Source organism: Bacillus sp. RC51, from assembly GCF_044908115.1.
In the GTDB taxonomy this organism is placed as follows: Bacteria; Bacillota; Bacilli; order Bacillales; family Bacillaceae_G; genus Bacillus_A; species Bacillus_A mycoides.
Genome location: NZ_JBIYCW010000012.1, coordinates 114,710 through 129,175 on the forward strand (window position 1 = coordinate 114,710; position 14,466 = coordinate 129,175).

The window sequence follows — 14,466 nt, forward strand, 5'->3', positions numbered from 1 at the left end:
AGTGATGGAATGAGAGATATAAAAAAGTTTTTACAAAAGTTACGTCCCGTACAACTTATCGTTGTATTTTATTTACTAGCAGTAGTCGTATCGGTAATTTTGCTTAGTTTACCATTTGTTACGAAGCCTGAAGTGAAATGGACATTTATCGATGCACTATTTACATCTGTTAGTGCGGTAAGTGTTACGGGACTGTCAGTTGTTACGATTTCAGATACGTTTACAACGGCAGGAATTATTGTTTTAGCCCTTATTTTACAATTAGGCGGATTAGGAATTATGGCGCTTGGTACATTCGTCTGGATTATAACGGGGAAAAAGATTGGTTTGCAAAGAAGAAGATTAATTATGGCAGACCATAACCAAGGGAATTTATCGGGCCTTGTAGAATTGATGCGTTCTATTTTAATTGTAATTATTTCGATAGAACTCATTGGAGCAATACTGTTAGGTACAAGATTCTTACTATATTTCCCGACTTGGCAAGAAGCTTATTTTCACGGTTTCTTTGCCGCTGTGAGCGCAACAACGAACGGAGGATTTGATTTAACAGGACAATCACTTATTCCGTACAAAAAAGATTATATTGTTCAAATGATTCATATGTTGCTTATTATTTTAGGAGCTATCGGTTTCCCAGTGTTAATGGAAGTAAAACAATTCCTTAGTAAAAGGCGACAACAACTATTTCGCTTTTCGTTATTTACAAAATTGACGACAACGACATTTTTTGTACTCGTTATTGTTGGAACAATTATGATTTTTCTATTAGAACGAAATCATTTTTTAGTAGGAAAGTCATGGCATGAAACGGTATTTTATACATTATTCCAATCTGTGACGACGCGAAGTGGAGGACTCGCTACAATGGACATACGTGAATTATCACAACCAACGCTTTTATTTATGAGTATATTAATGTTCATTGGGGCATCTCCAAGTTCAGTTGGGGGCGGAATACGTACAACAACATTTGCAGTTAGTATATTATCGTTATATACATTTGCAAGAGGCGGGAGAACAGTCCGAGTTTTCAAACGCCAGCTACATGAAGAGGACGTGTTGAAAGCATCTGTCGTTATGACGATGGGGATTTTATTATGTGCCTCAGCGCTATTCATTTTATCTATTACGGAAAATGTACCGCTTATGAGCTTAATCGTTGAAGTTTGTTCTGCTTTCGGAACGACGGGACTATCAACAGGTGTTACTCCTGATTTAACAACTGTTGGTAAACTTGTACTTATTGTACTTATGTTTATCGGACGCGTCGGTATTTTGACATTTATTTTAGCTAGTGGTGGAAGAGAGCAACCAGCTCGCTATAAGTACCCGAAAGAGCGAATTATTATTGGATAGTATGAAACCATTCTACCTGAGTTAGGTAGAATGGTTTTTTTAGTCGTTAATTCCGAATTGGGGATGCATAAAAGCATCATTTTTATTATCAACTTCGTTTTTAAGTAATTCTTGATTTTCTTCTGCAATCCATCCGATATCATTTGTAGGATGGATCCATTCTTCCCCAGCCATAATGGCAGGATCTACCTCATCACTCCAATTATTAAGAGGACTGTTAGTGGAATCGTATTTACTGTCTCCAATTACAACATCATATTGATTTATAAAAGGTTGTTGCATCTTTTTGCCTGTGCCTTTAAAAGAAGGAAAGTTCATTTGATGAGGGAGCGTCTCGTCTAAAATTGGCGATTGTATCGTTTCTTTTTCTTTCAAAGTAATCGCTCCTTTTTGTAATGGCTTGTTCGTATGTAGTATTTCCATCTATAAGCTCTTATGTACTTGTTAACACTTCCCAGTAATAATTACTGTAAGTTGTTTCAAACTAGAATAGAAAGTTATTTCGTGAGAGCAGGTGAATATGTTGGTAAAAAGAAAAGTAAAACAAAATGCAGCAATTAATAATAATAAAACTCCGAAAGAAAGCTTACCAGATGCAGAATTTGCATTAGAGTATGAAGGAGAAAATAGTGCGAAGTATGCAAATCGTAATTCAAAAAAAGGTAAACAAAAATGAGGCGTTTTTTACAAACGCCTCATTTTTTTGTGGGATTATAAAGGTTTTTTTAATTATTTGTAAATTTCACGTTTGATATTAGCAGAAAAATGCGAAAAAACATAGAAGTAGCAACGTATTACACAAAAACAAACAACAAACAAAAGATTAATGTTGGTTTAATACTGCTTTTACACTAGTTGTTTATATTAGAGTTGTACATAAGATTTGTAAAAGGAGAGAGAGACAGTGAAAAAAACAATCTTTAAAGCTGTAGCAACTGGAATGGTATTTTCGTTATTAATGGGGTGTGGTGCAAAGAAAGAAGAAAGTGCTGGAGCAAAAGTAAAAGATGATAAATTATCTGGATCATTAACTGTCTACACAGCGATTGAAGAAGAGCTTGTACCAATTTATCTTGATTCTTTTAAACAGAAGTACCCAGACGTGAAGTTGAACATTGTTCGTGATTCAACAGGAGTTATTACAGCGAAATTGCTAGCTGAAGGAAAAAATACACAAGCAGATGTTGTATGGGGAACTGCAGCGTCTAGTCTATTAGCTTTAGAGAAAAAAGATATGTTAAAAGGATACTCTCCAAAAGGAGCAGATCGTGTCCTTCCGCAATTTAAAGACGATAAGAAACCAGAAAAATGGGTAGGAAATACTGCATTTATGACGGGGATTGCTGTAAATAAAGAAGAATTGAAGAAGAAAAATTTACCGATGCCAGAATCATATGAAGATTTAACGAAACCAGAATATAAAGGAACGCTAGTTATGCCGCATCCGGCTTCTTCTGGAACAGGATTTTTAACAGTTTCTGCATGGCTACAAATTATGGGAGAAGATAAGGGCTGGGATTACATGAAGAAACTTCATGATAATATGGCAACTTATACTCATTCAGGTTCAAAACCAGCGAAATTAGCAGGCGCAGGTGAATATCCAGTTGGTGTATCAATGGTTTATAGTGCTTTGAAAGAGAAACAAAAAGGTGCACCAGTTGAAGTTGTACTGCCGAAAGAAGGATTAGGCTGGGAAGTAGAAGCGAACGCACTTATTAAAAAAGATAATGCTAAAAATGATAAATTAGCGCAAGCATTTTTAGATTGGGCAATTACAGATGATGTAATGAAGTTATACTTCGAGAAAAATGGATTTGCGACAATTAAAAATGATTATAAACTTCCAGATGGATTCCCTAAAGATGTGACAGAAAAGTTATATAAAAAGAATGACTTTAAATGGGCAGCAGAAAATCGTGACAAAATTTTAGAAAAATGGGAAAAAGAGTTTGGCCAAAAAGCAGAACCGAAAAAGTAAGTGAGTGGGAGAGAGAAAAATGAGCGAATATTTATCAATTCAACACATTCAAAAACAGTTTGATGCATTTACAGCGTTAAAGGATATTTCTTTTACTGTGAAAAAAAATGAGTTTGTTTGTTTATTAGGCCCAAGTGGTTGTGGGAAAACGACATTGCTCCGAATTTTAGCGGGGCTAGAAGAGGCAACAACAGGTAGTATTGCTGTGAATGGAAAAGATATTACAGCATTACCACCTGGAAAGAGGAACTTCGGAATGGTTTTTCAATCGTATGCATTATTTCCGAATTTAACTGCACTTGAAAACATTGAATACGGCTTAAAAACAAAAAAATATGGAAAAGCAGAAGTAAAAGAAAAAGCGCTATCGGCGTTAGAACTTGTTGATTTGCTGAATGTAAAAGATAAATATCCTGCTCAAATGTCTGGTGGACAACAGCAGCGAGTAGCACTTGCACGTGCGCTCGCTCTGTCTCCCGATATTTTGTTACTTGATGAGCCATTATCTGCTTTAGATGCAAAAGTGCGTGAAAAGTTGCGCAGAGAAATGCGTGATTTGCAAGAAAAAGTGGGAGTAACAACTATTATGGTAACGCATGATCAAGAAGAGGCATTAACGATGGCTGATAAAATTGTTGTAATGAATCATGCGGAAATTATGCAGATTGGAACACCAGAGGAGATTTATCAAAGACCAGCCAATCCGTTTGTGGCAGATTTTATTGGTTCTATTAATTTCTTTTCGAAAAATAACGAAGAACATGCAATTCGTCCTGAACATGTAACAGTTGTACAAAATAATGGTATTAAAACAGTTGTAGAAAGCATGGAATTTCGCGGTTCTGTATACCGGACGGAAGTGCGGGTCATAGAAGAGAAAACACACCTTTATAATGAGAAAATTGTAGTGGATATATTGGCATCAGAAGTAGAGGAAACTGCTATTAGAAAAGGAAAGCCAATTCAAATCTCTTTCTCAGAAAATCATATGTTGTCATATGGAAAGAAGGTCATTGTATAGATGGAGATGTTAGAAAACTTTAAGGTAGAAAGTACAAAAAAAAAGATTAAGAGACGTATCGGTAAAGAAGAGTGGATACAAAGACTATTAATTATTGGTATGCTTCTTTCATTTTTTATCATGCTTGTATTGCCTTTATTACAACTGTTTACACAAGCCTTTTATGATAAAGATGGAGCTTTTGTTGGTGTTGCGAATTTCAGTAAATATTTCACAACACCAACGCTAGTTCAATCATTACAAAATACGATATGGATTTCGGGCGCTACAACAATTATTTCGGTTACACTCGCTTTCGCTTACGCATATGCGATCACTCGTACAAATGTTTTTGGAAAGCGCGTATTTCAATACATAGCATTATTACCATTATTCGCACCAACGATGATGCACGGTATTGCGCTTACATATTTATTTGGTAATCAAGGGTTAATAACAAAAGGGATGTTTGGTTTATTTGAAGGAATACAAATACCGTTATACGGACCAGTAGGAATTGTAATGGCTGAAGTTATGTATACATTTCCGCAAGCATTCCTTATTTTATTAATTGCTCTCCAAGGTTCTGATTATCGTTTATATGAAGCTTCTAATATGTTGGGTGCAAGTAAAGTGAAACAGTTTCTTACGGTTACTTTACCTAGTGTGAAATACGGATTAATTAGTGCGATGTTCGTTGTATTTACACTTAGTTTCACTGATTTTGGGGCACCTAAAATTGTTGGAGGACAATATAACGTACTTGCTACTGACGTATATAAGCAAGTAATTGGACAGCAAAATATGTCCATGGGCGCAACTGTCGGAATGATTTTATTGATCCCAGCTATTTTCGCATTTGCAGTTGATCGTATTACGCAAAGAAAACAGGCGAATCTTTTATCTTCAAAAGCAGTACCTTACAGAATAATAAATAATAAGAAAAGAGATGTTATTTCATTCGTATATTGTAGTGTAGTCACGTCTATGATCATTCTTTTATTTGTGGCAGTTGGTATTGCTGCAAGTGTGAAAGTATGGCCCTATAATATGAGCTTTACACTTGAGCATTTTAATTTTTCAAGTTTGACAGGAGACGGACTTGAAGCGTTTAAAAATAGTGTAATTGTCTCAGCCGTTACGGCAGTTATCGGTGCGATTTTAACATTTGTGTTCGCTTATGCGATTGAAAAAATAGAACAGCTACATTTTTTCAGAAAAGTAGGCTACTTTTTTTCTATTGTACCGTTAGCGATTCCTGGATTAGTACTTGGATTAGGATATGTCTTTTTCTTCAGTCAACCAACAATTCAAATTCTAGGACTTTCAGTAACAAATCCGTTTCATTCCTTATATGGCACAATTGCTGTTTTAGTATTAGTAAATATCATACATTTTTACTCTGTAACGTTTGTTACCGCAACGACTGCTTTAAAGAAACTGGACCGAGAGTTTGAACTTGTTTCACAGTCGATGAGTGTACCATTCTATAAAACTTTCTTTCGAGTAACAGTACCGATGTGTTTACCAGCTATTTTAGAAATGGTTATGTACTATTTCGTAAATTCAATGGTAACTGTATCGGCAGTAGTGTTCTTATACGCGGCTGATTTTAAACTAGCTGCTGTATCAATTGTAAATATGGATGATGCAGGAAATGTAGCACCAGCAGCTGCAATGAGTGTACTTATTGTTGTTACAAATATTGTAGTGAGGGTTGTATATGAATGGGGAACGAAAGCACTTCGTAACCGAACGTCACAATGGCAAAAAAGATAAGTAAGAAGGGTGATGGATAGAATGAAAATTGAAGCAGTTATTTTTGATTGGGCAGGTACGACAGTTGATTACGGATGTTTTGCACCATTAGAAGTATTCATGAAGATTTTTCATAAACGCGGTGTTGAAATTACAGCAGAAGAAGCTCGTAAACCAATGGGGTTATTGAAGATTGATCATGTTAGGGTATTAACGGAAATGCCCCGTATTTCGAATGAGTGGAAGCGTGTCTTCGGACAATTACCAACAGAAGAAGACATTCATGAGATGTATGAAGAGTTTGAAGAAATTCTCTTTGCTATTTTACCGTACTATGCCACGCCAATTGATGGGGTAAAAGAAGTGGTTTCTTCACTACGTGAAAGAGGTATTAAAATTGGATCAACAACTGGTTATACGAGAGAAATGATGGACATTGTTGCAAAAGAAGCAGAAATACAAGGGTATAAACCTGATTTTCTTGTGACGCCAAATGATGTTCCAGCAGGTCGTCCATATCCGTGGATGTGTTATAAAAATGCGATGGAACTCTGTGTATACCCAATGAATCATATGATAAAAGTTGGAGACACCGTGTCAGATATGAAAGAGGGCCGAAATGCTGGAATGTGGACAGTTGGTGTAATCCTCGGTAGTAGTGAGCTCGGTTTAACGGAAGAGGAAGTTGAGAATATGGATCCGTTAGATCTTCGTGAAAAAATAGAAGTAGTTCGTAATCGTTTCGTTGAAAATGGGGCTCATTTTACAATTGAAACGATGCAGGAGCTCGAAAACGTAATTGAACATATCGAGAAACAAGAACTTATTATTTCATAAAGGGGGGCACACGATCATGAATGAAAATCACTATTTATTATTAACACCAGGACCATTAACGACAACAAAAACTGTAAAAGAAGTTATGTTATACGATTGGTGTACGTGGGATGTTGAATATAACACGATGGTGCAAGATGTAAGAAATAGGCTTGTATCGTTAGCGACAAAGGAGGAAGAAAAGTACACAACAGTTTTAATGCAAGGAAGCGGTACGTTTTCGGTTGAAGCAGTAATTGGTTCTGTTATTCCTAGAAACGGAAAGCTGCTAGTTTGTACAAATGGTGCGTATGGTAAGCGGATTGTACAAATGGCAGAGATGTTACATATAGATGTGGTGGTCAGTCAAACAGAAGAGTGGGAGCCTACTAATATTGCAGAAGTAGAACAGTTATTACAACAAGATAAAGAGATTACGCATATTGTAGTTGTTCATTGTGAAACAACTACAGGTATTATTAATCCAATTGTAGACGTATGTAAATTGGGAAAACAATATGGAAAAGTTACACTGGTTGACGCAATGAGTAGTTTCGGTGGTATTGAAATAGATATCGCTGAGTTGCAAATTGACTTTCTAATTAGTAGTGCGAATAAATGTATTCAAGGTGTTCCCGGATTCGGTTTTGTCATCGCAAATCGTGATGAACTATTGAAATGTAAAGGACAAGCTCGTTCTTTATCATTAGATTTATATGATCAGTGGGAAACGATGGAAGAGCAAAATGGGAAATGGCGCTTTACTTCACCTACACATGTTGTACATGCTTTTTATCAGGCATTGCTTGAATTAGAAGAAGAAGGCGGGGTAAGAGCCCGTTACAATCGATATTATAGCAATCAAAAACTACTAGTGCACAAAATGAAAGAAATAGGCTTTAAGCCATTAGTAGATGAAAAATATCAATCTCCTATTATTACATCTTTCATTTATCCAGAAGCAGGATTTGAATTTTTGCAGCTATATAATGAATTAAAGCGATATGGATTTGTTATTTATCCAGGTAAAATTTCGAAAGTAGATACGTTCCGCATTGGAAATATCGGTGATGTACATGAAGACGATATTAATCGCTTAGTTGATAGTATTGCTAAAGGGGTTGTTATAGGGTGAAAGTATTTTGCTTAGGTGGAGCAGGTAAAATTTGTCGTGAAGCAATTTTAGATTTAGTTCAATTTTCATCTTTTGAGACGATTACGGTAGCCGATTTTAATGAAGAGGAAGGCCGAAAAGTAGTAGAGTGGTTAAATGATCCTCGTGTTGATTTTGTGAAAGTCGATGTGACAAATCATGAGGATACGGTCGCAAAAATGAAGGGCTATAACATTGTAATGGATGGTACGACGATAAAGTTAAATGGATTGTCTACTCGCTGTATCGCAGAGGCCGGTTGTCACGGTGTGAACTTAAATGGATTCGGTGAAGAAAATGAATCCCATTCTAAATTTGTTCAACATGGAACAACATGTTTACCTGGGTTTGGTATGACACCAGGTGTAACGCAAATGATGGCCATGTATGCAGCAAATCAGCTAGATACTGTAGAGTCAGTTCGAGTAAGTCATGGCTCGTATCGTCCAATTGCTTTTTCTGCATCAATTACAGAGACAACGACATATGAATATGATCCACATTTGCCGACGCGTACAGTGTATGAGGAAGGTGAATTCAAGCAAGTACCTCCGTTTGCGCGCCCGAGAGAAATTGAATTACCAGCGCCTTACGGAAAAACAATGCAGTATATAATCCCGCATTCAGAAACGATTACGTTAGCGAAGGCACTGGAAGATAAAGGTGTACAGCTTATTGAAACAAGAGGAACTTGGCCAGAGCAAAATATGCAGCTCGTTCGTGCTTTATATGATTATGGTATATTGCGTAATGATCAAATTGAAATAAAGGGTAAAGAAATTGGTATTATGGATTGTATTTCGAAGTATCTATTAAAATCGAAAGAAGGACAAGAAACAGAGCTTTATGGTTATGCACTTCATGTAGAAGTAGTAGGTATGAAAAATAATCAAAAACAAAGGCATGTGTTATACCATACACATCCGCTATCTGACGGTTCTGTAGTAGGTTGGGAGAAATTAAGGGCCTATACAAGAAATGTTGGTATCCCATTTGGAATCGCTACAGAGTTAATTGCAAAAGGAGTAGTTAATAAAGTCGGTGTTATTACTCCTGAAGAAGCTTTCGAAAATCCACAAATTATTTTTGACGAACTAGAAAAGCGCGGTATTTATATTCATGAAGAGATTTTCACTGAAAAAGAAAATTATAACTTTGTATAAGTAAGACAGTTTATGAGGTAGATATAAATGGGGTGAGGCTATGTCTGTAGTAGGTGAAGAGAGAAAGAGGACAATTCTTGAGAAGGTAGAGTTTAAAGGAAAAGTAAAAGTTTCAGAATTAGCGAGAGAGTTCGCAGTATCAACAGAGACGATTCGTCGGTATTTAGAAGAATTAGATCGTGAAAAAAAATTGAAGAAAGTGTACGGTGGAGCCGTTCAACTTCCGGGAGCTGGGATAGAGGCACCGATGTTAGAACGAGAGATGCTGCATATAGAAGAGAAGAAAAGAATTGGGTATAAAGCAGCAACGTTTGTGGAAGATGGAGATGTTATTGCGATTGATGATGGAAGTACACCACTTCAAATGGTGCCATATCTTGTTCATCGTAAAAATTTAACGATTGTAACAAGTTCATTTCCAGTAGCAACACAATTAATTTCTTCTATTAATAAAAAGATGTTTCACGGTGAAGTTTTATTTATAGGCGGGAAAGTATCTCCAAAACATTCACGTGTGTCGGGGTCTATTTCACAGCAAGTAATTCATCAATTTCATTTTCATAAAGCATTCGTTTCGATTGATGGGTTGTTGCAAGGTTTTGGGGTTTCTAGCTTTGAATTAGAAAAGGCGAAACTGTCAGAAGCGATGATGAAATTAGCTGAGAAAACGTATATTTTATGCGATCATACAAAGGTAGGCGTAAAAGGGAACTACCGAATAGCAGGATTTTCTCGTATTCAACATATTATGTGTGATAAGAAAATGCCCTATAGTTTTGAAGAAGAAGTCAAAAAGCATAATATTCAATGGACAGTTTGCTAAATGAATTGAATACGTTTAGACTCCCACCTAATTTTTAGGTGGGAGTTTTACTAGCAGCAAGTAAAAAAATAAAAGCTTTGTATTTATGCAAAAAGTGGACACATTTTCTCATCTCGTTCATATAATTTACCAATACAAAAAAAGTTGGTCGAAGGAAAGAAGGGAAAGTATGTCGGAACGGATATATAATAAACTTGTATTGTATGCAAACATTTTGCAAAAAATTGGTGTTATTAATGAAAAAGAAAAAAGTGAAATCCTTCATACGATAGGCAAAAAAGCCCTTTGAGTAAAGGGTTTTTTATTTTTTATCTATGGAAATATAAACTTAATGTAATATTCTTGTTGACAATGATAATGAGATTCATTATCATTTATTATGTTAGTAATTGATAGTAATTATCAATTGAAATATATATAAGATAAGGGGATATTATTTTGAAAAAAAGTTATATTAAAGCTCTAGTAGTAGCAACAACATTAGCTATTCCATTTGCTGCGTATTCTACTCCAGCGTTAGCAGCAATAAAAATTGAAGCAAACCAGTCGGTAGCAGCAGCCAGTGATCGCACGTATGATACTGAGATTAAAATATATAAGGATCAAAAAGATGAGCCATCTATGGTTTCTCAGTACATAAAAAATCCTAAAGTAGCAATTAAAGACGGGAAAAAAATCGTTACTGTAACAATACAAGATAGCGATTATTTTCAATATCTTAGAATAGAGGATAAAAACCAACCTGGTGTATTTCAAGATGTGAAAGTTTTATCAGAAGATAAGAGGAAAAATGGAACGAAAGTAGTCCAATTTGAAATTGGCGAATTTGAGAAGAAGCATAATATGCAAATGCATATACTTATTCCGGCCATCGGATATGATCACAAATATCAAGTTCAATTTGAAATTAAAGATCCAACTGTAGGTGACAAAGAAACAGAGAAACCAGATGATAACTCTAATTCAGGCAATACGGAAACGGATCATCCAGTTGATAGTCAAAATATGATAACAGATAACAAATTAAGAGAACTTGTTAATAAAAAAGTATTTAATCGAAAAGATTTAAATACACCAATTACGAAAGAGGAGTTATTACAAGTAAAGGACTTGTTTTTAAACACGAATGAGATTCTGGATTATAGTGCATTAAAATATATGCCAAATTTAAAATCTTTAACAGTTGCGAATGCGAAGATAACAGATCCGTCGTTCTTTGCGAATTTAAAGCAATTAAATCATTTAGCTTTGCGTGGTAATGAATTTTCAGATGTAACACCACTTGTTAAGATGGATAATTTAGAATCTCTTGATTTGAGTAATAATAAAATTACAAATATTGCACCACTAATTGAAATGAAAAATGTAAAAAGTTTATATCTATCAGGCAACCAAATAGAAGATGTAACAGCATTAGCGAAAATGGAACAACTAGATTACTTGAATTTAGCAAATAATAAAATTACGAATGTTGCTCCATTAAGCGCGTTGAAAAATGTAACATACTTAACTTTAGCAGGTAATCAAATTGAAGATATTAAACCGTTATATTCATTACCTTTAAAGGATTTAGTATTAACGCGTAATAAAGTTAAAGATTTATCGGGTATTGATCAAATGAATCAATTAAATAAATTATTTATCGGGAAAAATCAAATTGAAGATGTGACACCACTTGCTAAAATGACTCAGCTTACAGAATTAGATTTACCTAATAATGAGTTAAAGGATATTACTCCATTATCAAGTCTAGTAAACTTACAAAAGCTTGATTTAGAGGCAAATTATATTTCAGACTTAACACCAGTTAGCAATTTGAAAAAGTTAGTATTTCTAAGTTTTGTGGCAAATGAAATCCGCGATGTGAGACCAGTTGTGGAACTAAGTAAGACAGCTTACATTAATGTTCAAAATCAAAAAGTCTTTTTAGCGGACACAGAAGTAAATAAAGAAGTGAAAGTACCTGTATACGAAAAAGATGGTAAAATCTCTACAAAAATTCGTTTGAAGAGTGAAGATGGTACGTATAGTAACGATGTAGTTAAGTGGAGTACACCAGGTGAGAAAGTATATGAATTTGGTGTGAAAGACCCATTTGCAGATACAGGAATCTTCTTCACAGGATCTGTTATTCAAAATGTAGTAGAAAGTAAAGAGGACAATCCTTCTAAAGAAGACGAGAAAATAGAAGCAGTAATAGAATTTAATGATGTGCCGAAAGGACATTGGTCAGAGACAGCAATTAACTATTTAGCGAAAGAAGATATTTTTAAAGGATATGGAAATGGTAAATTTGGATTTGGGGATAATATTACTCGTGGACAAGTTGCGTCTTTAGTACAAAGGTACTTGAAATTAGAAAGTAAAGTAGAGCAGAAAGAGATGTTTACTGATACGAAAGGGCATATGTTTGAGCAAGATATTGCTACAGTTGCACAAGCTGGAATTATGCAAGGAGATGGTACAGGTAAGTTTCGTCCAGAAGGAGTATTAACTAGGTACGAGATGTCAGTAGTATTACAAAAAGTATTTCAGTTAAATGAAAATGAAAATAATTTGGAGAACTTTACAGACGTACCAACAGGTCATTGGGCAGAAGGATATGTGAAAGCATTAGTGGATAATAATATATCAAAAGGTGACGGGAATGGGAACTTTTTAGGGGATGATTTCGTAACACGTGAGCAATATGCGCAATTTCTGTATAAGGCAATAAAAAAATAATAAATGAGAAAAATACGTTATTCTTTAATAAGAAGAATAACGTATTTTTTATATGTACAAAATCAAGTGCTAAATAGACAGGAGTGTTTACATGTGATAGGCCTATTTTTCCGATAGGTGCTGAAACGATATTGACAAAAAGGCATTCTCGTGTGATAATTCAATTAAATTTTTAGAATAATCAAAAAACATTCCTTTTATATAGAAAGGATTTGAACATTATATTAATATTACGCCGGGGGTGACGAAATGTTATTTTTTCTGAAAAAATGGAACGAATTAAAAGATGTGAAAGCAGAATTGGCACTTCGCGATTGGTTTTATGGTACGAAAATTAGTTTATCGATGTGTACGTCAAAAGAGCCATTAACATTTTTAGTGAATGTAGAGGGAAGAGATAAAGGGGTATTTTCTGAAGAAGATTTTATTGTCGTAAATTGCATGTGTGAGCCAGTATTTGAAAACGAAGAAAAACCAGCTATAGAGTCATTTATGCATGCGGATATTTATAAAAAAAGTAGTGCAGAATGCATTTTACAAGTACAGACTGTAGATAGTCATTTAATGTCAGAGCTATATGGGAAAGAAGGAGAAGTAACATTCGAAAAACGTAGTGTGGAACGTGTTTTTGGAAAAGATGGTATTACAGAAATGACAATTCCAATTGTAGAAGATGAAAAGAAATTCGCTAATTTATTAGAAAATAATGTTCCGAATTTTATTGAAGGTGGAGGAGTAGTCCTTGTTCATAATTACGGAATGATCGTGTGGGGGAAAACTCCAGAAGAAGCGAAAAAATGGTTGGAAGGTATAGAGTATTTAATGAACTATCACGTAAAGCTTTTAATGATAAAAGGGGCAAAAAGTTCTGTTATATAAAGATGTATTCACAGAGATTACCATTCCATAAAAATGAAAGCGTTTTAAAAAGAAATTTCACTCATAAAATATAGGTCTCCTTATTATATATAGATTACATGTTGACATGTAAGGAGGAACATATTTTGCGAGTTAAATATCATTTTCTGCCAAAACAGCAGGTGACATTTTGTAAAACGAATGATTCTGGTGAAAAGGCGTTACAAATTATGAATGAAACGGGATTTCGCGCAATCCCTGTATTAGCAGAAAATGAGAAGGAATTCACGGGGATTATTTATAAAGTAGATCTTTTAGAAAAGAAGTGTAATAGCAGATTAGAGGATGTAAGTACAGAAGATGTACTGGAAAATCCAAATTCGTTTATTTTTGAAAAGGATTCTTTTTTTAGAGCTTTTTACGTTATTCGTCGTCTCCCGTTTTTAGCGGTTTTAAATGAGTATAATGAATTTGTCGGCATTTTAACACATTCTAATGTATTTGATGTTATTGAGGATTCGTTCGGTATGCGGACGGGTGGTTATATATTAACAATTGCAACACAAGATTGTAAGGGAACAATTAAAGAGCTTGGGACATTATTAAAAGCATATAATATCGGTGGGCTGTTTACGCTTGATAATGGTGATCAATATATTCGCCGTGTTATCGTAAATATATCGGATGAGTTAAATGAAAAAAAATTAAAGCAATTAATTGAAAAGATAGAGAAAAAGGGATTCAGGGTGAGTCATGTAGATTATATTTAAGTTGAAAAGGAAAGGTACCTATCTGCTATATGTAGATAGGTACCTTTTTTAGTGCGAGAAA

General features: G+C 34.8%; 13 protein-coding genes. 12 read left to right on the forward strand and 1 reads right to left on the reverse strand.

Going from position 1 to position 14,466, the window contains the following annotated elements:
* The first annotated feature begins 9 nt into the window (after positions 1-9).
* Positions 10-1,359, forward strand: a complete 1,350-nt coding sequence (locus tag ABH959_RS21645) for a TrkH family potassium uptake protein (protein WP_002011570.1) — start codon at positions 10-12, stop codon at positions 1,357-1,359.
* Positions 1,360-1,398: 39 nt separating this feature from the next.
* Here the strand turns inward: ABH959_RS21645 and ABH959_RS21650 are convergent, their stop codons facing one another.
* Positions 1,399-1,782, reverse strand: a complete 384-nt coding sequence (locus tag ABH959_RS21650; RefSeq protein ID WP_002011568.1) for a DUF3905 domain-containing protein — start codon at positions 1,780-1,782, stop codon at positions 1,399-1,401.
* Positions 1,783-1,879: 97 nt separating this feature from the next.
* Here ABH959_RS21650 and ABH959_RS21655 point away from each other — a divergent pair, with 97 nt between their 5' ends.
* From ABH959_RS21655 to cbpA, 11 genes are all read left to right on the forward strand, one after another.
* Positions 1,880-2,035 (forward strand): hypothetical protein, encoded by a 156-nt coding sequence (locus tag ABH959_RS21655; RefSeq protein WP_002011566.1) that lies wholly within the window; start codon positions 1,880-1,882, stop codon positions 2,033-2,035.
* A gap of 228 nt (positions 2,036-2,263) precedes the next feature.
* Entirely contained in the window at positions 2,264-3,340 is a 1,077-nt protein-coding gene (locus ABH959_RS21660; protein ID WP_113936972.1) for a putative 2-aminoethylphosphonate ABC transporter substrate-binding protein, read from the forward strand.
* Between the two features lie 19 nt (positions 3,341-3,359).
* Entirely contained in the window at positions 3,360-4,361 is a 1,002-nt protein-coding gene (locus ABH959_RS21665; protein ID WP_002086828.1) for a putative 2-aminoethylphosphonate ABC transporter ATP-binding protein, read from the forward strand.
* Positions 4,362-6,119: a putative 2-aminoethylphosphonate ABC transporter permease subunit gene (locus tag ABH959_RS21670; protein WP_404457283.1), complete on the forward strand. Its 1,758-nt coding sequence runs from the start codon at positions 4,362-4,364 to the stop codon at positions 6,117-6,119.
* Positions 6,120-6,140: 21 nt separating this feature from the next.
* Complete coding sequence (phnX, locus tag ABH959_RS21675) at positions 6,141-6,935, forward strand: phosphonoacetaldehyde hydrolase (RefSeq protein ID WP_113936974.1); 795 nt, start codon at positions 6,141-6,143, stop codon at positions 6,933-6,935.
* 16 nt (positions 6,936-6,951) lie between these two features.
* Positions 6,952-8,049, forward strand: coding sequence for a 2-aminoethylphosphonate--pyruvate transaminase (gene phnW, locus ABH959_RS21680; RefSeq protein ID WP_113733582.1), 1,098 nt, complete (start codon positions 6,952-6,954; stop codon positions 8,047-8,049).
* On the forward strand, positions 8,046-9,230 hold the full coding sequence (locus ABH959_RS21685; protein ID WP_113936975.1) for a saccharopine dehydrogenase family protein: 1,185 nt from the start codon (positions 8,046-8,048) through the stop codon (positions 9,228-9,230). Before phnW ends, ABH959_RS21685 begins: the two co-directional genes overlap by 4 nt.
* A gap of 40 nt (positions 9,231-9,270) precedes the next feature.
* Positions 9,271-10,053: a DeoR/GlpR family DNA-binding transcription regulator gene (locus ABH959_RS21690; RefSeq protein WP_113936976.1), complete on the forward strand. Its 783-nt coding sequence runs from the start codon at positions 9,271-9,273 to the stop codon at positions 10,051-10,053.
* A 438-nt stretch (positions 10,054-10,491) separates the two neighbouring features.
* A complete protein-coding gene (locus ABH959_RS21695; RefSeq protein ID WP_404457285.1) occupies positions 10,492-12,777 on the forward strand; it encodes an NEAT domain-containing leucine-rich repeat protein in 2,286 nt (761 codons plus the stop codon).
* A 249-nt stretch (positions 12,778-13,026) separates the two neighbouring features.
* Positions 13,027-13,656 carry a class II aldolase/adducin family protein gene (locus ABH959_RS21700; protein WP_002011549.1) on the forward strand — a complete coding sequence of 210 codons (630 nt, stop codon included), beginning with the start codon at positions 13,027-13,029 and terminating at the stop codon, positions 13,654-13,656.
* Positions 13,657-13,781: 125 nt separating this feature from the next.
* Complete coding sequence (cbpA, locus tag ABH959_RS21705) at positions 13,782-14,405, forward strand: cyclic di-AMP binding protein CbpA (protein WP_002140932.1); 624 nt, start codon at positions 13,782-13,784, stop codon at positions 14,403-14,405.
* The last annotated feature ends 61 nt before the right edge of the window (positions 14,406-14,466 follow it).